Here is a 24,469-nt window from a genome sequence, read left to right as displayed (position 1 = left end):
TTACCCCTTTTCCCACGAATTTCTTCTATTTCTCCCAGAATAAAATCAAAAACATCACCAATAAAATAACTTTGAATGGAGGTAATAAACACAGATGACTGAAAAAAATAAAACCTCAATTCTGGATCATGCTGATTATCAGAAAGAGGTTGAACGGCTGGAGTTTACGAAATTATATATAAAAACAATACTCGAGGCATCGAGAGAAAATAAGCAGTCTTTTACCGAAAATATAAAACAGGCATTTGTTGACCTGGATTATCTCGACAGCAGTTTGAGTTATATCAATATATTAACGAATGCCAAGTTCCTGGAGCTCGCTGGAAATGAGCTTGAGCGATTAGAAAGCATTTTGAACAAACCTTATTTCTCGAGAATCAATTTTAAAAAGCAGGAAGATAAAGCAGAGGAGATCCTTTATATTGGAAAAACCTCTTTATATGACCGGGAAAACCAGATGCCCATCATTGTGGACTGGAGATCGCCGATCGCGAATGTTTATTACGATGGACGTTTGGGTGAGGTCAGTTATGAGGTGAATGGGGAGCAGCGTGAGGGCTATCTAGCTTTAAAACGGCAATATGAGATTGAGGAAGGAAAGCTGAAGGCTTTTCATGATATAGACTTGACGACCCATGATGATTTGCTGCAGAAATCATTGGCAGGAAAAGCGGATAATAGACTTACGGAAATCGTCACGACGATTCAAAAAGAACAAAATGAAATCATCCGTGCGTCCCTTCAGCACCCGATCATTGTCCAGGGAGCAGCAGGAAGCGGTAAAACAACCATCGCCCTTCATCGCATCTCGTACTTCCTTTATACATTTGGTGAGCGGTTCAGGCCGGAAAAACTGATGATTCTCGCGCCAAACAGGCTTTTCATTGACTATATATCTGATGTACTTCCTGAACTGGGTGTTGGAAAGATCAACCAGACAACCTATATTGATTACATTCGAGCTGCTCTTGGCAAGAAGATTAAGGTCATTCCGCCTGAGAAGAAGCTGCTTGCCTTGGTGGAAGGAAAGACAAAGGATGAAAGACTTAGCAAAATTTCAACCTATAAAGGATCCCTGGAATTCAAGGCTGTCCTGGATGCTTATATAAATGATGTAGAAAAGAAGTTGGCGCCAACTGAAGATTTCTTTGTTGATAAATATCGATTGATGAAGTCCCAGAAGCTAAGAAGGCTGTTTATAAAGGAATATCGCTATCTGCCGGTGTATAGCCGGGTGGAGAAAATTAAACAGCTGTTGACCCATCATGTGAAAAAAAAGAAAACCGAGATTCTCACAAGGTTTGAAGAAAGATATGAGGAAGCTCTAGAAAAAGCGTTATACGGAATCAAGGATGATGAAAAGAGAAGAAAGAAAGTAGTTGCCTTGATGGACGGAAAGGAGAAAAGGAACGAACAGCTCCAATCCTCGATCAAAACCGCAGTCAAAACGTACATGAATTACTTTGAGAAAAAAGATATTTATACTTTGTATAAGGAATTAATGACTTCCGAGGAATTATTGGCTGCTTATTCAGTAGACCTGTCTGCAGAGGAAGTCAAACAGCTCGCAAATTATTCGAGCAGTATTTTTCATAAGAAAGCATATGAACTTGAAGACCTGGCTCCATTGTTCTACCTTAAAGCCAAGTTGATTGGAATAGATGAGAAACATAAGATGAAAAGTGTTTTTATTGATGAAGCTCAGGATTATAGTTACTTTCAATTTGCAGCTCTTAAAGAAGGGTTTGACACGAATCTCTTTACGATTGTCGGCGATTTGGCCCAGGGAATCCACGCCTATCGCGGCACGAGGAGCTGGGAGCCGTTGACGGAGCAAATCTTCCCTGAAGCGAATTACTTAACGCTGCAAAAAAGCTATCGAACGACAGTTGAAATTATGGAGCTGGCGAACGATATTCTCGCCATCATGGATGAAGATCTTCCCCAGGTAGAACCGGTGGTAAGGAGTGGACCTAAGCCGGTTTTCCATCAGGTGGATCATACGGGCCAGGAAGAGCTGGCAAGCGTGATTGAAAAGGATATTCGAGCCTTATATGAAGAAAATCTAAATTCCATCGCGATTATTGGCCGAACTGCAAGTGAATGCAAGAACATCAAAAAGATTATGGAAAAAAGCGATTTGCCATTTCAACTGCTGAATGAACAGGAAGACATGATCAAAGGACAAATTGCAATCGTACCTGCATACCTGTCAAAAGGACTGGAGTTTGACGCAGTGTTAATGGTATCTATTGAAGAACCTTATTCTGAGAAAGAACTTGATATTAAACTGCTGTATGTCGGAATGACAAGACCGATGCACAGACTTCTATTATACGGAACCGCTCCTTCTTCTTTCCTGCTAGATCGGATAGATCCAATTCACATAGAGGTAAAAGGAACAATGCAAAAAACACACTAAACAATGCATTGGTGTGTTTTTTGGTACCTTTTCCAACTGGTTATTGCTTATACTACTTTACTATCCAGCAACATCCTGTCATAAAGGTTCGTCGGATTTCCAGCCGCCAGTTTAGACTAGCTTAATTTTTTTGATAAGGCTCTTTTCTCAAACTTTGTTGCTTTTGAATACAAAATAGGATTCCAAGACCTATTTTTTTCGTAAAGTTGACTCTTTTTATGAGAAAAGAGCATGCAAACTTAGTACCGACATGCAAAATGGCTTTTTATTACGTTAAAATCGGCTTTAGGATTTTAACAACAATCTTTACGAAAACAGCGTTACGAAAACAGCGTTTGATGAAGGGGTGCGTTGATGCTGAATGAATTAGGTCAGTTATTAAAAGAAAATAATGTCATTCTCTTTGTGGGTTCCGGAATCTCTAAAAACTTGGGGTTGCCTACATATGGAGAATTGATTGATGAAATGGCCAGCCAGCTCGGATTTGATCCTGAAGTTCTTAACGCCTGGGGAAATAATGATTTTTTGATCTTAGCTGAATATTACTTTCATCAAAAGGGATCTTTAGGTGAACTTAGGAGTTGGATGGATCGCAAGTGGCATAATCCTAATATAGATATTGGGCAATCGGAAATTCATAAACTCATTGTAGAAATTGGCTTTCCTATTATCTACACGACCAACTTTGATAGATGGCTGGAATATGCATACGATTATTATAAAAAGGATTATATAAAGATTACCAACATGGTGGACATTGCAAGGATTAAGGAAAATATACCGCAAATCATCAAGTTTCATGGGGATTTTGATCACGATTCATCGATTGTGTTAACCGAATCCAGCTTTTTTAATAGACTGGATTTTGAATCACCTTTAGATATCAAACTTCGATCAGATTCATTAGGAAAATCCATTTTGTTTATTGGATATAGTTTGTCGGATATTAACATAAGGTATATGCTATATAAACTTCAAAAACAATGGGAGAAATCGAGATATGAATCTCTGCGCCCCAACTCATATATTTTTTTAGCTGATCCTAATCCTGTAAAAGAAAGACTGTTGAAAGAGCGGGGAATCATCCCCATTGTTTATCAAAATGAGGAACCAGGAGAAGCATTAGTTCAATTTTTAAAGGATTTACAGGGAATTCTATAATTTTTCGGTTTTATCTTGTGGGCAAGCACCGTTACCAAATCAGTTCTTTTTTGGCTGAATCCGTGTTACACTCTTTTTATCTTTAATTGACCATCAGTTACACTTTTAATAAGACCTTGAATTTATGACGTGGCTGTCATTAAAGAAGAAAGAAGGGTAGAAATGAATAGGCTAATAAATAATAAGATAACTAATAAATTTGTTTTCTTTTTCATAATTTCAGTCGTCTTCCTCTGGCTAAAAACATACTTTGTTCAATTAACTCAATTTAATTTGGGAGTGGAAAGTAACATTCAGCAAATTTTGCTTTTCTTAAATCCACTTGGTTCATCGCTGTTATTTTTAGGATTGGCTTTTTTATTCAAGGGGCGCAAAAAGTATATCTCATTAATTGTGATTGATTTATTCATGTCAGTTCTATTATTTGCGAATGCTTTATATTATCGCTTTTTCAATGATTTCATTACTTTGCCCACCTTAACCCAGACCCAAAACTTTGGGGATGTCAGCGGCAGTGTTGGAACTCTTTTAAGACCATCTGATGTGTTATTCTTTGCAGATGTAATTGTCATTCTGGTATTGCTTACATTCAAAATTAAGAGAGTAGAAGTTAAGAAGATCGCTCCACGAAAAGTAGCTGTCCTGCTCCTGGCCGCTTTAAGCATTTCAGGTATAAATCTGGCAATTGCAGAAATGGATCGTCCTCAATTGTTGACAAGAGGATTTGACCGCAATTACATTGTAAAATATTTAGGAATGTATAACTATACGATTTATGATGCTGTTCAAAGCACTAAAGCCCATGCGCAAAGGGCTTTGGCAGACAGTAATGATTCCACGGAGATCATCAACTTCACCAAGTCCAATCATGCTGAGCCAAACCCGAAATACTTTGGTGCCGGTAAAGGGAAGAATATAATCTATGTACACATGGAATCCATTCAAAATTTCCTGATTGATTATAAATTACACGGTGAAGAAGTCACGCCGTTCTTGAATTCCTTAACGAATGAAAAAAACACACTATACTTTGATAATTTCTTTCATCAAACCGCTCAAGGCAAAACGGCTGATGCAGAATTCCTCGTAGCGAATTCGCTGTATGGATTGCCTCAAGGTTCAGCTTTTACAACGAAAGGTTTAAATACCTATCAGGCTGCTCCTGCAATTCTAAGCCAGAAGCAGGGATACACATCTGCTGTGTTCCATGGGAATACGGGCAGCTTTTGGAACAGGGATGAAATCTATAAATCACTGGGATATGATAGGTTTTATGATTCCAGTTATTATGATATGAAATCAGACGATCTAGCGGATTATGGATTGATGGATAAACCGTTCTTTGAACAATCCAAACCTTATTTAGAGTCATTGCCGCAGCCGTTTTATGCAAATTTCATTACGGTTACTCACCATTTTCCGTTTAATATAAAGGAAGAAGAAGCAACCCTTGAAAAGCACACGACTGGAAACAAAATTGTGGATAATTACTTCCAGACAGCGAGATATGCGGATGAAGCTCTTGAACAATTCTTTGGCTATTTAAAGGAATCCGGGTTATACGATAATTCCATAATCATAATGTATGGGGACCACTATGGTATTTCCAATAATCACAATGAGGCAATGAAGGATGTAATTGGAAAAGAAATCACACCGTTTGAAAGTGCGGGATTGCAGCGCACTCCATTATTCATTCGTGTGCCTGGAATGGAAGGCGGAGAGAACCATGAATATGCCAGTCAAATTGATCTTCTCCCGACTCTTCTCCATTTAGTGGGGATCAATACGAAAGAATATGTGCATTTTGGTACCGATATTTTGTCCGAAAAGCATGATGAATTAGTTCCATTTAGGAACGGAGATTTTGTCAGTCCGACCATCACCTCTGCGGATGGCAAATATTACGATTCAAATACGGGTGAGATACTGGCAGAAGACAAGTTAGAAGAAGCAAAAAGATTACACGAAGCAGCGGAACAAAAACTGGCATACTCAGATAAAGTCGTTAACGGGGATTTGCTGCGCTTTTATGCACCGAAAGACTTTAAAGAGGTTGATCGTTCTAAATACAACTATAAAAGAGTTAAGGATAAAGATAACGAAGAATAGGGCAAGGGTTTTTTGGGAATTCGGAAATTGGAATGGACCCTCCTTAAAAGCTAAAACCATTCGTGAGACGTCACGAATGGTTTTACTTTTCTGGCTGAATGTTAATCTGGGCGGTATGACTCTTGCAAATTTAGATAAAATTCGTCATATTTGAATTATTGGAGGTGCGATATGCGACACGATATACAACCGAACGAGCAGGCATTCTCAACAAAAGAAGTGGCGGAAGCTGTTGGGATTGCAACCCCTACAGTTCGAAAATACGGCCAAATACTGGAGCGTAATGGCTATGAGTTTTTGAAGGATGGAGACCGGAGGATTTTTGTCCAATCTGATATTAATGCGCTTATAGCGCTGCGCGATACGGACAAGCCATTGGACGATACAGCTAAAGATCTTGTGGCTGAGCAAAAGGAGAGGCTGGATGAATCGGGCAGGACAGAGATTGCAATCAACGATACATATGGTAACAATTTACCGCAGGACCCAGACCAATTAAAAGAGGTATTGCTTTTTGTGGTCAATGAACTGGCAGCTGCGCGTGAAATGAATATTCAGCTGAAAAACGATATGGCCCATATGAAAACAAGTGTTTCCCAGCTTCAGCAGGATCATCATGTGATTAGTTCCAGTATCGGAAATTCAGCACAAAGAACCAATGCGAAAATTGAAAGATTGCTTGAACAGCAAAATGAGCATTACGAAGACTTGCTGCAGCAGGAAAGAGAGAGAAGCGAGCTCCTGCAAAAAGAGATTCAGAAAATGCGGGAAGAGCAAAAGAATGAGTGGAACTCCCAGAGTGATTTCAACAAACGTCTTGAAGAGGAAATAAAGAATAGAAAATGGGGATGGCTAACAGCGATATTCCGGAAATAAGGTATATGCAAAATCTTGTATGCTTATATACCCTTGCTGGCCGATATGAATATGAGCACTGCTAAGGGTGTATGTGCCGTGTTTTAGGCGGATTAATTGTATATCGCCTGACGATACGCAATCGAGAATCCTTTCAAATAGCCTCCGGAGAAAAAATTCAAATAGAACCCCACCTTCAAAATTCAACAATTTCCCGAGAAATATCTACAATTTATGATTACGCGTTCGACAAAATATCAATAAGAAAAGGCCTGTATCAATGGATATAATAAAACCCCCTTTGAAGTAAAACTCCATAGGGGGTTTTTGTTGTGTATTTATAATAGCTTCTTGATTCGTCCCACAAGTGGAATAACAATCAGACCGGCAATGACGACCTGCATGACGTTTCCTGGAATTGAACCGAATGGCTGAATCCAGTTTCCGTATAGGACCACTTCGGTAAAATAGTAGCCTACGATTTTAATGACAAGGGCAACGATCACTGCAAGAGAGTACACATACACTTTCTTGCCAGGCATTTTTTCAGCCATCAATCCAGCTACATAGCCCATTGCGCCTACGATCACGAAAGTGAAAGGCGCCCACAATGCCCATCCAGAGATGATGTCGAACAAGCCCATTCCGAACGCTCCTGCTATTGCACCTGTTTTCCTGCCGTAGACGAAAGCGGCAATAAATAAAGGGATATTGCCCATATGGATCAGGCCTCCATTCCCCATGATCGGGAGCCTGATATTGATGAACATGGTTGCTACAACGGTCAATGCAATAAAAAGAGCATTGATGACTAAAACTTTTGTTTTAGTTGTTTCTTTGGTTGTTGAGTATGCTGCATTCATTTGCTTACCTCTTTCTTTGTTCAGGACTCTTTTCGTATACTTCGAAACAGCCTTTTTACTTTCTATCATACTCTTTATTGGTAACTTAATAAATACATAATAATAGGCACTTGTACAGAATTTTGGGAAAATAATGCCCCTCCGATATGGGGATATTCGCGAATGCAAGCCTTGATTTCGGGCAAGATAACCGTATCTTGTATGGAAATTCATCATGGGGAGTGGCTGAAGTGAACAAGGTATCAAAGGTATTCTGGATTTCTCTCGTCATTGCGAGTGGATTTGTGATTTGGGGTGTGGTAGCTCCAATTCAATTAGGTGAAGTAATGGATGAGGCCAAGGGATTCTTTTTAGACACTTTTGGATGGTTTTATCAACTAGCAGCTTCTTTCTTCCTCCTGTTTGCGTTATTTTTGATTTTTAGCAAGTATGGAAAAATCAAGTTAGGAGCAGATGAGGACAAGCCTGACTTCAGCCGTGCAACATGGTTTGCAATGTTGTTCAGTGCTGGCATGGGTATCGGGTTGCTTTTCTTTGGGGTCTCGGAGCCTATTTCACATTTTGTAAATCCGCCGATTGGTGAAGGGGGCACACCTGAGGCAGCGAAAATTGCTTTAAGATACACTTACATGCATTGGGGTTTTCATGCCTGGGCTATTTACGCTGTTATCGCACTTGTCCTGGCATACTATAAATTCAGGAAAAAGAAACCTGGTCTGATGAGTATTACCCTCATGCCATTGATAGGGGAGCGCTCAAAAGGAATAATCGGAACCACCGTAGATGTAGTCGCTGTATTTGCAACGATTTTTGGTGTAGCAGCATCTGTAGGATTGGGAGCGGCACAGATAAATGGAGGTCTAAACTATGTTGCGGGAATACCAAATAACTTCACGATTCAGCTTATTATCATAGCTATTGTTACTGTTCTCTTTCTCCTATCTGCCAGCACTGGTCTGCAAAAGGGAATTAAGTATTTAAGCAATGCGAACTTGATTCTAGCTGTCCTTTTGCTTTTTGGGTTATTGATCTTAGGTCCAACAGGCTTTGTCCTTGACCTGTTCACGACAACGCTTGGGAGCTATGTGCAAAACCTTCCGAGCATGGGTTTAAGATTGACTCCATTTAACGAAGAGCAAGCTGGCTGGATAAAAGACTGGACGATCTTTTACTGGGCATGGTGGATTGCCTGGGCACCCTTTGTAGGGACATTCATTGCCCGTGTTTCCAAAGGAAGGACGGTGAGGGAGTTCATGATTGCCGTACTCATCATTCCCACACTTGTTTGTGCCTTCTGGTTTGCGGTATTTGGAGGAACGGCTATTTACTTCGAATACTTTGAAGGTGCCAACATATCCGGTCAAAGCTTAGAAACAGCCCTGTTTTACGTATATGACCTTTTACCATTCTCCGGTGCATTGGTCATTATTACATTAATTCTTATTACAACATTCTTTGTTACTTCGGCTGACTCAGCTACATTCGTCTTAGGGATGCAAACAGCGAAAGGAGACTTGAATCCTCCAAATATCGTGAAAATTATCTGGGGGCTTTTTCTATCAGCCTCTGCTGTCGTACTTATGCTCTCTGGTGGACTTAGTGCTTTGCAAACAGCCATCATTGTCAGTGCCTTTCCATTGACCTTTGTATTGATTGCTATGTCCTTCTCAATATTGAAAGACTTTAGGACAGAGGCTCTTGAAAAAAAGCCGAAAAAGGAAAAAGGGAAAACCCTTAAAAAAGAGGATAAGCCAGATCCTAATCCTATTTAAAAACAGTGGCGCGTTGTATATGTATAAAGTTTAATTATATTTTAAGCAACTTTCATATTAATTGGCATAGGAAGGACTCTCACTGATGAGGGTCCTTTCAGTTTTTCAAAGGTACATAAAACTATTGTATATATAATATTTAAATTAAAAATTTTCTATTGTCCTAAACAATAGTACGTGTTAATATCAGAATATTAAAAATAATATAAAAACGATTACATAAGGAGGACAGACAGTCGACTATTTCATTCACCAAGACGATGCATAGAAATTTTCGTGAATTTTGGGAGGTCAAAGGATGAAGAAGAGTCTGGCAGTTATATTAAGCGGTGCGATGCTCATGCTTGCAGCGTGCGGCGGCGGCAGTAATCAGGCGAGCGGAGACAAGAAAGAAAAGATGGTTAAAATCGGAATCACCCAGATTGTTGAGCACCCATCTCTGGATGCGACAAGAGAGGGCTTTATTGCTGCCCTTAAGGATGCAGGCTATGAAGAAGGCAAGAATCTCAAGCTGGATTACCAGAATGCCCAGGGGGACATGAATAACAATGCTTCGATTGCCCAAAAGCTGGTTTCGGATAAGAATGACCTTATTTTAGCGATTGCGACACCTAGTGCGCAGGCGGCAGTCCAGGCGACGAAGGATATACCAATTCTGTTCTCTGCCATTACCGATCCAGTCTCTGCGGAACTTGTACAAAGTTTTGAAAAGCCCGGCGGAAATGCGACTGGAACATCTGATACTCATCCAGATGCCATCAAGAATACAATCGCTTCAATCAAAAAATTCGTCCCTGATGCGAAAAAGGTCGGAATCATTTTTAACAATGGTGAGCCAAACTCTGTCATAAATGTTAAAAATGCAAAGGAAGCGATAAAGGAAGCAGGGCTAGAAGCGGTGGAAACAACCATATCAACAAGCTCAGAAGTTAAGCAGGCGGCTGAATCGATGGTTGGCCGTGTTGACGTACTGTATATACCAAAGGATAACACTGTTGTCGCTGCTCTTGAATCTGTCATCGCGGTAGCAAATGACAACGACATCCCAATCTTTTCCGGTGATGGGGATTCGGTAAAACGCGGAACGTTTGCTTCCTATGGATTTGATTATCACGACTTGGGCTACACGACTGGTAAGATGGCGGTAGAGATCCTTAAGGGTAAAAAGCCGAGCGAATTACCTGTCGGATTTCCTGAAAACCTGGAACTAATCGTTAATAAGAATGCAGCTAAAGAGGAAGGCATCACGCTGACTGAGGACTTGCTCAAGGACGCCAAGATTGTAGGAGAGTAATAGGGAGAGGCCTGTCAGATTTTTGGCAGGCTCTTCTTATGCAGAAAAACAGATAATACTATTTTCCCAATCTAAATAAACCGAAATACCCTTCTAATTAGGACAATAACATAATACTTTTTAACGATGTGCGAAAAAAAGGGAGGGGTATGGGTTTGAGAAGGAGTAAGAGAATAATGTCATTATTGATGGTTTTATTGCTGATGGTACCTGTTGGAGTAAGAGCGGGCGACTTGGGTGGAGGTACTTCGGGTGTCCCGGGAACATGGTACCTGGGTACTGACCCTTCAACAATTGATCCGGCCAAAGCACCGATTGTGTTCATTCATGGGTATAACAGTTCAGCTTCTGTTTGGTGGGACGGCAATGATATGTATCAAACCGCGCTGGCTAATGGTTATCAAACAGCATTCATTGATCTGTATCCAGAAAGGGACATGTGGGATAACGGTGCGATGCTGGCTGGAAAACTAAAACAAATTTATGAGTATTTCGGTAACAAGAAACTGGTAGTGGTCGGGCACAGCAAAGGCGGAGTCGATACCCAGACAGCGCTTGTCCATTACGGCGCTCATCAGTATGTATCAAATGTCATTACTCTTTCATCGCCACATCATGGCACACAACTTTCGGATCTTGCGCACAGCAGCTCAGCCTGGTGGCTGGCAGCATTGCTTGGAAACAATAATGATGCAACACGCTCGCTTCAAACAGGAAATATGAGGTATTTCCGCAGCATGACAGATAGCCATTCGAACTCTTCCAAGAACCGCTACTATACACTTGGCGGATATAAATGGGGCTCATTCGGCAGTGCATTGTATTGGGGCGGACTGTATCTAAGAAGCTATGGCTCCAATGACGGTGTTGTCACAGTCAACAGCTCCCGTTTGCCGGGCGGAACAATCGTCCGGGAAGGTGCCTGGAACCATACGACCATTCGCGAGGGCTCGCATACTTTCTCAGTATTCAAGCCATATACAATGTCAGAACAGCCAGCAGCTGCAAGTTCATTTTCAGCAGCGGAGAGCATCGTGGCAGAACCCGATACAAATCAGATTGTCAAAGGCGGTAAAGCTAAAAAAGCAATCCAGGAAAGCTTCGTGATTGAAGATGGAGCAGAAGGCTTCCAAATGGCATTCCTCAGTGAAAAGAAAATGGCGTCGCTAAAATTAAAGGGGCCAGATGGACAGGAATATAAGGCGGCAAAAATCGAACAGGATAAGGGTGACTTCTTTAAAGGAGCCTGGGTCCATATGTTTGAGATCGCAAAACCAGCAGCTGGAAGGTGGAACGTAACAGGACCAGCGGCGGCTTACCTGCTAGTGGTCGGCATCGACAGTCCTCTTGATGTTGAACTGAAAAAGGATAAGAATCAAAATGTGAAAGCTTCCTATAAAACAAAGTGGATTAAATATGACCGAGATAGCCAAAAGAAGCTAAAAGAAGCAGGGAAAGGCTCGAAAACAGGCAAGGTGCTTGATGGTGACCTCACCGAGCCAGGTGTATACAACCTAACAACAGAAATAACTCGAGTTGACGCAAAAGGTAAGCCTTTCGAAAGGACCGTCATTGAATCAGTCTATGTTGATGAGAATGGTAAGACTCATAGATAAAGAAGGAGTCGGCAGCTGGTGAAAACCAGCTCCTGCTCATGAATGGAAGATTGACGGAACTACCCGTACCGAACAACATGCATAAGGGTTCAATTAACCAAGAAATGAGCCCTTATGTAACTGGAATATGGTGTATGAGGGTACATTACTCCATGGAATGTGCCCTTATGCAGCCAACTGCTAATATAGCCTGTTCTACCTACAATCAATCTATAACCCTATGCCTTATTCCCTAATTTATACATAAATGATGGAGTGGCAGGATTACAAGCCGATATAGAAGATAAGCAGAGTTTGTACACCAGGAGGAGAAGGTAATGCATGTATTGGACTTGATTGCCAGGATCAACAATTGTGTCGAGGAGCTCGATTTTGCTGCCGCAAGAATGTATATGGAAGAGAACATCGAAGTCATCAACGAGAATCGCAGCCGTTTAGTATCAAATGCGAGGGAATTGCTTGAGTTTTTGACGAAACGGATGGAAGCTGGGCATCTGCCGCTTACAAGGAAAGATATGGCGGTCATCAATACAGTCAATAGCTATGCCTCAAAATTTGACTTGAGAGGCTTGAAGGTTATCGTCAGGGATCACTCACTGCTGTTTTTACGGAATGATATCGAAGCATATTTGAATAATGATGCGAAAATCATCCTTGAGGGCATGGGTGCGATTCCGAAGGCTGCAAGTTAAATAGAATTAATATAATAGTTGATGGTGGCTTCTTGGGATGAGGCCGTTTTTTTATTTCATGATTTCCAGCTCCAGAGCCTAGCCGGTTTTCATATTCGAGTTTGCTTCCTTGATACTTGTGAGGAGCGTTAGCTTTGAGCAGCTCGAGTTGATTGTGTTTTTTATTCTTATCATGAAACATTCCCCCGCAATCTTTCGTCTACCACTAAGTGGTGATATTTCATGCTGAGTATTACAGGATTTTTACAGAAAATAGCGAATATAGACATATTGGAATAAAAAAAGTAATGGTTAACGTAGATAAATAGATTTTAAGGGGGAAATTTTGGTGCGGAATCAGATGAATCCAACAGTTGAAAGAATTCTGGAAAATATTGATAAGGTTATGACGGGTAAGCGTAATGTGGCGGAGCTAAGCTTGATTGCATTGCTTGCCGGCGGCCATGTGCTGCTTGAGGACGTGCCAGGAGTCGGTAAGACGATGATGGTTCGGGCACTGGCGAAGTCTGTAAGCGCCAAGTTCAGGAGGATTCAGTTTACACCAGATCTGTTGCCATCTGATGTGACTGGGGTTTCGATCTACAATCCAAAGGAAATGGAGTTTGAATTCAGGCCGGGTCCCATCATGGGCAATATCATTCTTGCAGATGAAATCAACAGAACCTCTCCGAAGACCCAGTCTGCGCTGCTCGAAGGAATGGAAGAGCATAGTGTGACGGTAGATGGTGTGACACACTTGCTCGGTAAGCCGTTTTTCGTTATGGCGACACAGAATCCGATTGATTATGAAGGTACGTATCCATTGCCGGAAGCACAGCTAGACCGTTTCCTGTTAAAAATGAAAATGGGATATCCTGCACCGGAAGAAGAAATGGAAGTTTTGAACCGTGCGCAGCGGAATCTTCCGATAGAAGACTTACAGCCTGTTGTATCACTTGAAGATCTGCGCGAACTGCAGCAGAGTATCAAAGAAGTGGTAGTAGACGATACACTGAAGCGATATATTGTGGAATTGGCTAACCGGACCCGCGGACATTCGAGTGTATATCTCGGTGTCAGCCCTCGTGGATCGATCGCTTTGATGAAGGCTGCCCAGGCTTATGCGTTCATTTATGGAAGGGATTATGTCATTCCGGATGATATTCAGTACCTTGCTCCATTTGTTTTCGCCCACAGGATCATTTTAAAATCAGAGGCCAGGTTCGAGGGGATTACAACCGAGGATGTCGTCAACAGAGTGTTGGCGAGAGTGCCTGTCCCGGTCCAGAGGCTCGTGAAGTAATATGAAAAAATATTTCCAAAAGTTCAAAGAAATTTGGAAGCTCATCGTTTTACTGTTATTGATCTTGATCACCTTTTCCTATGCGATGTTCCAGGGAGGTTTTGTCAGCTGGTTCCTGTTTTACAGCTTCTTGCCATTTGCTCTCTACGCCCTAGGTCTCGCTCTTTATTCCATCAAGGATATCAAGGTGGAAAGGGTGTTTACGAAACAGGAATATAACGCTGGCGAGAAGTTCAAGGCTAGCATTGTGCTTGAAAGGAAGGTGGCATTCCCGCTGTTTTATGCGATCGGGGAAGAAGAGGCCGGTGATACACTTTCAGGAAACAGGGATTTGCAACAGGCGAAAACGATGATGTTTCCTGGATTCAACAGGGTATTCGGTTTTGACTATTCCATTGAAAACCTTCCTCGAGGTGAGCATACCTTAATGGGCATCAAGTTGAAAACAGGAGACCCGCTTGGATTAATTGAAAAAGAAAAGGTATTGCCCGTTGAAAATAAGATCCTGGTTTATCCTGCTTATCAGGATATGGTATATAGGCCGGTTGCCCATCATTTTGACCAGGGGATGACCGCCTCGAAGGAGCGTGTCCAGCGTGATACCTCAATGGCGATTGGGGTTAGGGAGTACCAGCCGGGAGACCGCTTTTCGTGGATCAACTGGAAGGCGACTGCAAGGCGGAATGACATTATGACGAAGGAATTCGAACAAAGGCAGTCACATGATGTGGTCATTTTAATGGATTGTGCCCCTGAATCTCGTTTTGAAGTCGTCGTTTCTTTCACAGCTTCGGTGATCAGGGCAATTTTACGAAAAGGCGCACAGGTGGGCTTATTGACATTAAGCGCTGAGCGCAAGGCGTTTCCGGCACGCGGCGGGGAAGCCCACCAGCAACAGCTTCTCCATCACCTTGCTAAAATTCAGGATGGGAGCCCCGTATCGTTTGATCGGGTTCTTGAGGCAGAGAGCTTTTTAGCGCAGCAGAACAATTCAATTATGCTGATAACCGCCCAATTGACGAAAGAGTTGATTGAAAAAGCTGCCTTCTATAATCAAAGAAACGCATCGGTGAGCATTTTCCTGATTAAAAATGGCCAGGAATCCCCGACAAAAACGGAGAAAAATTTAAGAGCCTCGGCAAATGCCAGGGGAATCCGGCTTGTCATGGTACATGACGGCCAGTTCGCGGAAGCCTTCTCGGAGGTGAATAGAGGTTGAGGATCGATAAATCCAAAAAAGACTTCACTTTCTTTTTACTTTATATTTTCAGCTTTTTACTGCTTTGGGAGTGGCTGCGGCCATTGGAAGAGTTGACAGATACTGGCCACTTAGGTGTTTTTCTTGGTTTTGTGTTTGTCTCACTGATGATGTCTTACTTCAATATGCCAATTTTGCCGTCTGCTCTTATAAAAGTCATCATCATCCTTTATTCCATTCACTTTATGTATTATGAAGGAACATTCTTCAGCCTGGAATGGTTTGGACAGCTCATCAATGAAATCATTGTGAATTCAGTGGTTGTCATAAATGCCGAATGGACTGAAATTTCGAATGTGTTTCGGACATTGTTGTTCTTTACCCTGCTTTGGCTGATGGCATACTTGATACAATATTGGCTGATCAACAGGAAACAAATTTTCGTGTTTTTCTTCATGACGCTGGTTTATATAACGGTGCTCGATACATTCAGTCCTTATGAAGCGGACGCGGCGATTGTCAGGACAGTCATTGCTGGTTTTGCTGTGATGGGGATACTGGCCTATTACCGGATTGCCGATAAGGAAGTAGTGAAGAAGAGCCTCGAAAGTGCGAAAAAATGGATGATACCTCTTGTCGCCATGATTATCTTGAGTGTGGGGATTGGCTATGCAGCTCCAAAGGCTGATCCGATCTGGCCGGATCCTGTCCCGTTCATTACCTCGTACAATTCGGATTCCGGAGAGGGCAAAGGCGGCGTAAAAAAAGTCGGCTACGGAACGGATGATACTGCTCTGGGAGGACCGTTCATCGGAGACGACAGGGTCGTTTTTACCGCTGAAGCCGATGGCCGTCATTATTGGCGGATTGAGACGAAGGATGTTTATACGGGGAAAGGATGGATTGCAGACAAAGGAACAGCCATGCCGGTAGAATTTTTACCTGAGCAAAACATTCCGATGCAGCCTTTTGAAGAGGAAGTTAAAACGGAACAGCGTTCGAGCAGGGTCATTCCGAAGATCGGATATCCGCACCTTGTTTATCCGCTGGGGGTGACACAAGTGGAGGCATCTTCAGGGAACTCCACGTTCCAATTCAGTCTTGATCCAACAACAGAGAAAATCACATCAATGGCTGATGGACAAGAGGGTTCAATTGGACCATACTCGCTTACCTTTGCCCACCCGGTGTACAGTGTAGAAAAACTTAAGGCGGCCGGACCTGACGAGCTGGAAGCAGAGTCTTCCTTTCTCTCGAAATATACACAGGTACCAGAAGAGCTTCCGGAGCGGGTAGTAGAGCTTGCTGAGGAAATAACGAAAGACAAAGTGACCTGGCTTGAAAAAGCGCAGGCGATTGAGAAGTACTTCCGCTCAAATGAATTTGTATATGATCAAACACTTGTTGCTGTCCCGGAAGAGGGCCAGGATTATGTCGACCAGTTCCTGTTCGAAACTCAGCGTGGCTATTGTGATAACTTCTCGACTTCGATGGTTGTCATGATGCGTTCGGTTGGGATTCCGGCGCGCTGGGTAAAGGGCTACACTGAAGGTGAATATATCGATACCCTTGGGAATGGACGCCGTCTTTATGAGGTCACAAACAACAATGCCCACTCCTGGGTAGAGGGATATTTCCCTGGAGTCGGCTGGGTTCCATTTGAACCTACGCAAGGTTTTTCAAACAACGTTCAATTTGAGTATGACAATAAAGACGATTCACAAACCCAGACGGGGCAGGAAGAAGAGGAAGATACAACACCTGCTGCTCCTAAAAAGCCGGAACTGCCAGAAGAGCAGGCACAGGTTGACAAGCCAAAGGTTTCTTTTTCTGAAGGTCTGAAAAACACAGGAGCATTCCTGAAGGATAATCTGCAGAAGATTTTCCTGACATTACTCGTATTGACTGTGTTCGGCGCGATCTTGTATAGATTGAGAGGAAGGTGGCTTCCTGTCCTGTATATCCTTCTCTATAAGTATAAAAAGCAAAATAAGTACATGGAGAAAGCCTATCTTGCCCTGTTGATGCAGCTGGAAAGATACGGGCTGAAAAGAGAAAAAGGCCAAACCCTGCGCGACTATGCCAATTATGTGGACTCATTCTTCTCGACAAACGAGATGCGCTGGCTCACAGAAAAATATGAAGAGTATTTATACCGCGGCGATATGGATGAAGAAATGTGGCAGAATGCGAAAAAGTATTGGGAATTCATGATTCGGAAAGTTAGTGCTTGACCGCTAAAATATTATACTGATACAATGTTTGCAACTATATATAGAATCAACCTTCATATATCCTCGATAATATGGTTCGAAAGTATCTACCAAATCACCGGAAATGATTTGACTATGAAGGCAGGCTTCTTTTTTGTTCGTAACGTGCCGGGATCCTGCTTTCCTTTTATTTGAGGGGCAGAATTCCGGCTTTTTTAATGGGCAAAAACGCAGATATGGGCATATTAAATACATACGATTCCAGTTCCGCGTTCTATTTTAAAATGAGGTGAATTTATGAAAACCGAGCTGCAAGACCAGGAAAAGATTATTGTATTAGACTTTGGCAGCCAGTATAACCAGCTGATTACAAGACGGATCAGGGAGTTTGGCGTGTACAGCGAATTACATCCACACACGATTACAGCAGCTGAAATCAAGGAAATGAATCCAAAGGGCATCATCTTTTCTGGCGGCCCGAATTCTGTCTATGATGAGGGAGCCTTCCACTGCGATGAAGAGATTTTTGAGCTGGGACTGCCGATTTTAGGGATTTGCTACGGGATGCAGCTAATGACAATGCATTTCGGCGGCAAGGTCGAGAAGGCGAAGAACCGTGAATATGGAAAAGCTTTGCTGACCCTGCATAACCAGAACAGTTTATTTGAAGGAACACCGGGTGAGCAGGTTGTCTGGATGAGCCATGGAGACCTTGTAACGATGTCACCTCCGGGATTCACCGTGGACGGCATCAACCCTTCCTGTCCAATCGCTGCAATGAGTGATGAAAGCCGCAAACTATATGCTGTTCAATTCCATCCGGAAGTACGCCATTCTATTTACGGAAATGACCTTTTGAAAAACTTCGTCTTCAAAGTTTGCGAATGCGAAGGCAACTGGTCGATGGAAAACTTTATTGAAATCGAAATCGAGAAAATCCGTCAGCAAGTCGGTGACAAAAAAGTCCTTTGTGCGCTTAGCGGGGGAGTAGACTCCTCGGTGGTCGCAGTGCTAATCCACAAGGCGATTGGCGACCAGTTGACTTGCATCTTCGTTGATCATGGTTTATTACGTAAAGATGAAGCGGAAGGTGTCATGAAAACTCTAGCTGATGGTTTCAATATGAATGTGATTAAAGTTGACGCGAAGGATCGTTTCCTCAGCAAACTTGAGGGAGTATCCGATCCTGAACAGAAGCGGAAAATCATCGGAAATGAATTCATTTATGTTTTTGATGATGAAGCGGAAAAGCTTGAGGGCATTGAGTTCCTGGCACAGGGAACATTGTATACTGATATTATCGAAAGCGGCACGGCAACAGCACAGACAATCAAGTCCCACCATAATGTCGGCGGGCTGCCTGAGGATATGCAGTTTAAGTTGATCGAGCCATTGAATACATTATTCAAGGATGAAGTCCGGGCACTTGGCACTGAGCTTGGCATGCCTGATGAAGTCGTCTGGCGCCAGCCATTCCCGGGCCCAGGACTTGGCATCCGTGTCCTGGGTGCGATATCGGAAGAGAAACTAGAGATTGTTCGGGAATCAGATGCAATCCTTCGTGATGAAATAAAGAAAGCCGGTCTTGATCGTGAAATCTGGCAGTACTTCACCGTCCTTCCTGATATCCGCAGCGTCGGTGTCATGGGTGATGCAAGGACTTATGATTACACAATCGGAATCCGTGCGGTAACGTCAATTGATGGAATGACATCCGATTGGGCCAGGATTCCGTGGGACGTTCTTGAGGTCATCTCAACAAGGATTGTCAATGAAGTAGACCATGTAAACCGAGTTGTCTATGACATCACAAGCAAGCCGCCTGCAACAATTGAATGGGAGTAAAATACGAACGATTTAAAAACGAACATGAAAAATGTTCGTTTTTTTATTGACTAGGGGCAAAAGTCCTGTTAGAATGATACTGAACTTAATAATTTGTCATAATTCGTCGTATAATCTTGGGGATATGGCCCAAAAGTTTCTACCGAGCTACCGTAAATGGCTTGACTACGAGGTGAAGAATCCATGGCTGGCAATCTATTAATCTATTGCCACCAGACTTTCTTATATAACCTTTTTAGTCAACGCCCGGTAACCCGAGGCGTTTTCTTTTTGGCCTTATTTCCTGAATACTATTCAGGGGGAAATGAAAATGAAGAAGTATTTTGAGTTTGAGAAGCTTGGCACGAACTATCGCCGCGAATTCATTGGCGGGATGACCACATTCCTAGCAATGGCGTACATCCTTATCGTGAATCCCAATATCCTTACATTGGCAGACGTGCAGGACCTGCCGGCGTCGTTGAGGATGGATACTGGTGCTGTCTTCGTTGCGACAGCGCTCGCCGCAGCAGTTGGTTCCATCATCATGGGCCTTATCGGTAAGTACCCGATCGCTCTTGCGCCGGGAATGGGCTTGAACGCATTCTTCGCTTACACAGTTGTTCTAAGCCATGGAGCGCCGTGGCAGCATGCACTTGCAGCAGTCTTCATCTCAAGTGTGTTCTTCCTTCTGCTGACGATTTCAGGCTGGCGTGAAAAATTGATCAATGCCATCCCGGTAGAACTCAAACACGCAGTCGGAGCGGGTATCGGTTTGTTCATTACATTCATCGGTTTGAAAAATGCAGGGATCATTGTCGATAATCCAGCAACGCTTGTTGGACTGGGGGATTTGACTAATGGCAATACCTTGCTTGCGCTTTTTGGCTTATTGATTACAGTCATCATGCTGACAAGAGGCATTCATGGTGCAGTATTCTTCGGAATTATCGTTACCGTCATTGTCGGAATGATTTTCAATCTCATTGATACACCTGAAAAAGTAGTTGGTGCAGTACCAAGCGTAGCGCCAACATTTGGAGCAGTTTTTACAGCATTCGGCGATCCATCTTTCTATACATCAACCATGCTCGGGATCATCCTGACATTCCTGTTCGTTGATTTCTTTGATAATGCAGGTACCCTTGTGGCAGTTGCCAACCAGGCAGGACTTATGAAGGAAAACAAGCTTCCGCGCGCCGGCCGTGCATTGTTTGCTGATTCGATTGCATCACTAGTTGGTTCAATATTTGGTACGTCAACAACTACATCCTATATCGAATCATCAGCTGGTGTTGCTTCAGGAGCCCGAAGTGGATTCGCTTCACTTGTTACAGCAGGATTCTTCCTGTTATCACTGTTCTTTTTCCCGCTGTTATCGGTCGTTACCTCTGCTGTAACAGCGCCAGCATTGATTATCGTTGGAGTCCTGATGGTTTCTTCTCTTGGTAAAATTGAATGGGGCCGATTTGAAATCGCCGTTCCATCCTTCCTTACAATGATCGCAATGCCGCTATCATCCAGCATCGCAACTGGGATTGCAGCAGGATTCATCTTTTACCCAATCACGATGATCGTAAAAGGAAAATCAAAAGAAGTTCATCCAATCATGTATCTCTTCTTTGTGATATTCGTGCTTTACTTCGTATTTTTAACAGAATAGTAAATGGAGTCAGCCCTCCCGGCTGGCTCTTTTTTTTCAAAAAATTGAGAAAGGGATGGAAAGCAGTTCGGTTTGACTTATAAATCTCCCTTATATACGATATTTCTATAGATCAAGCTGAAACGGGGATGCATGATGGACCAAATTGCAGTGAAAAAAGGGTTGAACAATAATGTCATGATAGCTGACCACCCTGCTTTCGGGGAAGTCATCCTGATCGGCAAGGGCATAGGCTTCAACCGGAAAAAGGGAGATTTGATAGAAGAGGGGCAGGCCGAAAAAATGTTTGTCCTCAAGGATGAAAAAGAACGGGCGAATTACATTAAGTTATTGCCTTTCGTGGAGAACGAACTTCACGAGGCCATCATTTCTTCTATCGAGTTGATTAAAAAGAGAGCAGCTAGCCAATTGAATGAGCACATCCATGTGGCATTGACGGATCACTTGATGTTCGCTGCGAACCGAATTGCAAATGGGCTGGATTTCAAGAACCCATTTTTAGTCGAAACGAAAACACTGTACCCGACTGAGTTTCAGATCGCTCAAGAGGTTGTTCAGCTTCTTAAGGATAAATCAGGAATTGAATTTCCGGAAGGTGAAATAGGCTTCATCGCCCTTCATATTCACAGTGCGGTAATGAATCGCAACCTTTCTGAAGTGAACAAACACTCGCAGCTTGTGACAAAATTGGTACAAATGATTGAAGAAAACCTGGAAGTCGAAATCGACAAAGAGGGGATTGACTACACCCGGCTTGTACGCCATATACGTTTCACGATTGAAAGGGTCAATAATGGCGAAACAGTAGAGGAACCAGAAAAATTTGCAAACCTCTTGAAAGAAGAATACCCAGTGTGCTACAATCTTTCGTGGAAACTCATTAAAGTGATGCAGCAGACCTTGAAAAAACAAGTATGCGATGCTGAAGCCGTCTATCTGACAATGCATTTGCAAAGGCTTCAGAAAAAAGTTAAATAAGTTATTATTTTTTACGTGTTACTGATTCGATCAGGCATGAGTAAAGAATGTAATTGAAATGGAGTTTTATGGGTAATATATCCGTATGCTTCTTTCACTACATCTTTCTCATGCCTTTTTTATTTGTTTTTTTGATGTTTGTAACCGCTTTAGGAGAAAAAATTTCAGGAGGTATTCCTATGTTTAAGAAAGCTTTTGGTGTTCTTCAAAAAGTAGGTAAAGCGCTTATGCTTCCAGTTGCGCTTTTGCCAGCTGCAGGTATCTTGCTTGCTCTAGGTGCAGCACTTAGAAACCCTGCTTTGCTGGAGCTTGCTCCATTTTTAGATAACAGCGGCGTCGATATGGTGGCTGCAGTCATGCAGAAAGCCGGTGACGTTGTCTTCGGAAACCTGCCGCTCTTGTTCGCGGTCGGTGTAGCTGTTGGTTTGGCTGGCGGTGAAGGTGTTGCCGGTCTAGCAGCAATTATCGGGTACCTAATCATGAATGTAACGATGGGTACAGTTTTGCAAATCACGCCAGAGGATGTTAACGGTCTTAACTACCAAAACATTCTTGGTATTCCAACCCTGCAAACGGGTGTGTTCGGCGGTATTATCGTAGGTATTATTGCCGCTGCGCTTTACAACAAGTTCTTTGAAATTGAGTTGCCATCTTATCTTGGCTTCTTCGCAGGAAAGCGTTTCGTTCCGATCATTACAGCGGGAACAGCCATCCTGCTTGGTCTGGCAATGCTTGTCATCTGGCCGCCGATCCAAAACGGCCTGAATGCATTCTCTCAAAACATGGTTCACGCTAACTTGACACTATCAGCATTTATCTTTGGTGTAGTTGAACGTTCATTGATTCCATTCGGCTTGCATCACATCTTCTATTCACCATTCTGGTATGAGTTCGGTCAGTACACTACATTGGCTGGCGATGTTGTCCGCGGTGACCAGCGTATCTTCATGGCTCAGATTGGTGACAACGTGCAAGACCTGACTGCGGGTACGTTCATGACTGGTAAATTCCCATTCATGATGTTTGGTCTCCCTGCAGCAGCTTTGGCAATTTATCACGAAGCACGTCCAGAAAGAAAGGTAGTAGTCGGCGGTTTGATGGTATCTGCTGCACTGACTTCATTCTTAACAGGGATTACAGAACCGCTAGAGTTCTCATTCTTGTTCGTAGCTCCAGTTCTATTCGGAGTACACGCAATCTTTGCAGGTCTATCTTTCATGACTATGCACCTTTTAAATGTAAAAATCGGTATGACTTTCTCAGGTGGTCTAATTGACTACATCCTGTTCGGTCTGATCAACCCACAGACAAATGCATGGATTGTCATTCCTGTAGGTTTAGTTTTCGCAGTAATTTACTACTTTGGTTTCCGTTTTGCAATCCGCAAGTTTAACCTGATGACTCCTGGCCGTGAAGAAGCGGAAGACGATCAGGAAGAAGGCGGAGCAAAAGGCCAAGCTGGCGACCTGCCATATGAAGTTCTTGAGGCAATGGGCGGAAAAGAAAACATCTCCCACCTTGATGCATGTATCACTCGACTTCGTGTATCTGTAAATGATATTAATAACGTTGATAAAGATCGTTTGAAAAAGCTGGGTGCAGCCGGAGTGCTCGAAGTCGGCAACAACATCCAGGCGATTTTTGGACCTCGTTCAGAGACAATTAAAGGTCAGATGAGAGATATCATGAACGGTAAAAGGCCACGTCCAGTGGAAACGAACCAGGCTACAGAAGTTGAACAACAAATAGAAGAAGTAAATCCTGAAGCATTGCAGACGCACCATGATGCTAATGCAGATGTATTCGTTTCTCCTATTAAAGGTGAAATTCTTCCAATCACTGAAGTCCCTGACCAAGTGTTCTCAGGCAAGATGATGGGAGACGGTTTTGCTATCGTACCTTCTGAAGGTACAATTGTATCACCGGTAGATGGTAAGATCGTTAACCTGTTCCCGACAAAGCACGCAATCGGTATTCTGTCAGATTCCGGACGGGAAATCCTCATCCATGTTGGTATCGATACAGTGAACTTGAAGGGACAAGGATTCGAAACACTTGTTTCTGAAAATGATACAGTGACAAAAGGGCAGCCACTGTTGAAGGTTGACCTTGATTACATCAAAAAGAATGCGACATCAATCATCACTCCGATCGTTTTCACTAACCTTTCTGAAGGGGAAAGCATTGTTATTAATAAAAAGGGCAATGTAGATGTGAAAGACGAGAATATCATTACTATTTCTAAATAAGAACTTATTACAGCCGGTCTCCTGTATGGAGGCTGGCTGTTTTAATATATAGAAGAAAAAGAACAGAGGGATTTTTTCCAACTTTTTCTAGGTTTAAACTTGTTGACTCTGGGCATTTCCGGTGATAGTATATAGAAACAGTCGCGAACAGGTTAACAACATTTTGATATGAAAAAATAAATCAAAAAAGCTGTTGACATTCAACGCTGTGATGTGATAAATTATTAAAGTCGCTTCTGAGCGGCGCACACAATTTGCTCTTTGAAAACTAAACA

Annotated in this window: 17 protein-coding genes and 2 riboswitches; of the genes, 15 read left to right on the top strand and 2 right to left on the bottom strand. The window is 42.7% G+C overall.

Annotated elements, in window-relative coordinates:
* Positions 1-94: 94 nt before the first annotated feature.
* The 4 genes from helD (at position 95) to J7E32_RS13560 (ending at position 6,571) form a co-directional block, all read left to right on the top strand.
* Complete coding sequence (gene helD, locus J7E32_RS13575; RefSeq protein ID WP_214908166.1) at positions 95-2,422, top strand: RNA polymerase recycling motor HelD; 2,328 nt, start codon at positions 95-97, stop codon at positions 2,420-2,422.
* A 354-nt stretch (positions 2,423-2,776) separates the two neighbouring features.
* Positions 2,777-3,583 (top strand): SIR2 family protein, encoded by an 807-nt coding sequence (locus J7E32_RS13570; protein WP_214908164.1) that lies wholly within the window; start codon positions 2,777-2,779, stop codon positions 3,581-3,583.
* A 162-nt stretch (positions 3,584-3,745) separates the two neighbouring features.
* On the top strand, positions 3,746-5,695 hold the full coding sequence (gene ltaS, locus J7E32_RS13565; RefSeq protein ID WP_214908162.1) for a lipoteichoic acid synthase: 1,950 nt from the start codon (positions 3,746-3,748) through the stop codon (positions 5,693-5,695).
* 171 nt (positions 5,696-5,866) lie between these two features.
* Positions 5,867-6,571 (top strand): hypothetical protein, encoded by a 705-nt coding sequence (locus tag J7E32_RS13560; protein WP_214908160.1) that lies wholly within the window; start codon positions 5,867-5,869, stop codon positions 6,569-6,571.
* Between the two features lie 317 nt (positions 6,572-6,888).
* Here the strand turns inward: J7E32_RS13560 and J7E32_RS13555 are convergent, their stop codons facing one another.
* Positions 6,889-7,413, bottom strand: a complete 525-nt coding sequence (locus J7E32_RS13555) for an ECF transporter S component (RefSeq protein WP_214908157.1) — start codon at positions 7,411-7,413, stop codon at positions 6,889-6,891.
* A 230-nt stretch (positions 7,414-7,643) separates the two neighbouring features.
* On the opposite strand from J7E32_RS13555, the gene J7E32_RS13550 reads away from it, so the two are divergent.
* From J7E32_RS13550 to ptsG, 11 genes are all read left to right on the top strand, one after another.
* Positions 7,644-9,185, top strand: a complete 1,542-nt coding sequence (locus J7E32_RS13550; RefSeq protein ID WP_214908209.1) for a glycine betaine uptake BCCT transporter — start codon at positions 7,644-7,646, stop codon at positions 9,183-9,185.
* Positions 9,186-9,483: 298 nt separating this feature from the next.
* On the top strand, positions 9,484-10,479 hold the full coding sequence (locus J7E32_RS13545) for an ABC transporter substrate-binding protein (protein ID WP_214908155.1): 996 nt from the start codon (positions 9,484-9,486) through the stop codon (positions 10,477-10,479).
* 176 nt (positions 10,480-10,655) lie between these two features.
* Positions 10,656-12,095, top strand: coding sequence for an esterase/lipase family protein (locus tag J7E32_RS13540; RefSeq protein ID WP_286183222.1), 1,440 nt, complete (start codon positions 10,656-10,658; stop codon positions 12,093-12,095).
* A gap of 317 nt (positions 12,096-12,412) precedes the next feature.
* On the top strand, positions 12,413-12,787 hold the full coding sequence (locus J7E32_RS13535) for a hypothetical protein (RefSeq protein ID WP_214908151.1): 375 nt from the start codon (positions 12,413-12,415) through the stop codon (positions 12,785-12,787).
* 340 nt (positions 12,788-13,127) lie between these two features.
* Entirely contained in the window at positions 13,128-14,069 is a 942-nt protein-coding gene (locus tag J7E32_RS13530) for an AAA family ATPase (protein ID WP_483297609.1), read from the top strand.
* Between the two features lies 1 nt (position 14,070).
* Positions 14,071-15,288 carry a DUF58 domain-containing protein gene (locus J7E32_RS13525; protein ID WP_214908147.1) on the top strand — a complete coding sequence of 406 codons (1,218 nt, stop codon included), beginning with the start codon at positions 14,071-14,073 and terminating at the stop codon, positions 15,286-15,288.
* On the top strand, positions 15,285-17,501 hold the full coding sequence (locus tag J7E32_RS13520; RefSeq protein ID WP_214908145.1) for a transglutaminase TgpA family protein: 2,217 nt from the start codon (positions 15,285-15,287) through the stop codon (positions 17,499-17,501). The genes J7E32_RS13525 and J7E32_RS13520 overlap by 4 nt, the downstream gene beginning before the upstream one ends.
* Before the next feature lie 33 nt (positions 17,502-17,534).
* A riboswitch (purine riboswitch) is annotated at positions 17,535-17,636 on the top strand.
* Between the two features lie 141 nt (positions 17,637-17,777).
* A complete protein-coding gene (gene guaA, locus J7E32_RS13515; RefSeq protein WP_214908143.1) occupies positions 17,778-19,325 on the top strand; it encodes a glutamine-hydrolyzing GMP synthase in 1,548 nt (515 codons plus the stop codon).
* A gap of 86 nt (positions 19,326-19,411) precedes the next feature.
* Positions 19,412-19,513, top strand: a riboswitch (purine riboswitch).
* Between the two features lie 122 nt (positions 19,514-19,635).
* The gene (locus J7E32_RS13510) at positions 19,636-20,967 is read left to right on the top strand and encodes an NCS2 family permease (RefSeq protein WP_214908141.1); all 1,332 of its coding nucleotides are present in this window, start codon (positions 19,636-19,638) and stop codon (positions 20,965-20,967) included.
* A 135-nt stretch (positions 20,968-21,102) separates the two neighbouring features.
* Positions 21,103-21,945 carry a glucose PTS transporter transcription antiterminator GlcT gene (gene glcT / locus J7E32_RS13505; protein WP_286183225.1) on the top strand — a complete coding sequence of 281 codons (843 nt, stop codon included), beginning with the start codon at positions 21,103-21,105 and terminating at the stop codon, positions 21,943-21,945.
* A 179-nt stretch (positions 21,946-22,124) separates the two neighbouring features.
* Entirely contained in the window at positions 22,125-24,194 is a 2,070-nt protein-coding gene (gene ptsG, locus J7E32_RS13500) for a glucose-specific PTS transporter subunit IIBC (RefSeq protein WP_214908137.1), read from the top strand.
* Between the two features lie 93 nt (positions 24,195-24,287).
* On the opposite strand, the gene J7E32_RS13495 is transcribed toward ptsG, so the two are convergent.
* Positions 24,288-24,469 (bottom strand): hypothetical protein (locus J7E32_RS13495; RefSeq protein WP_214908135.1); only part of this gene is annotated, 182 nt, incomplete at its 5' end.

Origin of the sequence: Bacillus sp. ISL-55, from assembly GCF_018613155.1 — a bacterium.
Classification (GTDB): Bacteria; Bacillota; Bacilli; order Bacillales; family Cytobacillaceae; genus Mesobacillus.
This window is presented reverse-complemented; position numbering and strand designations above follow the sequence as displayed.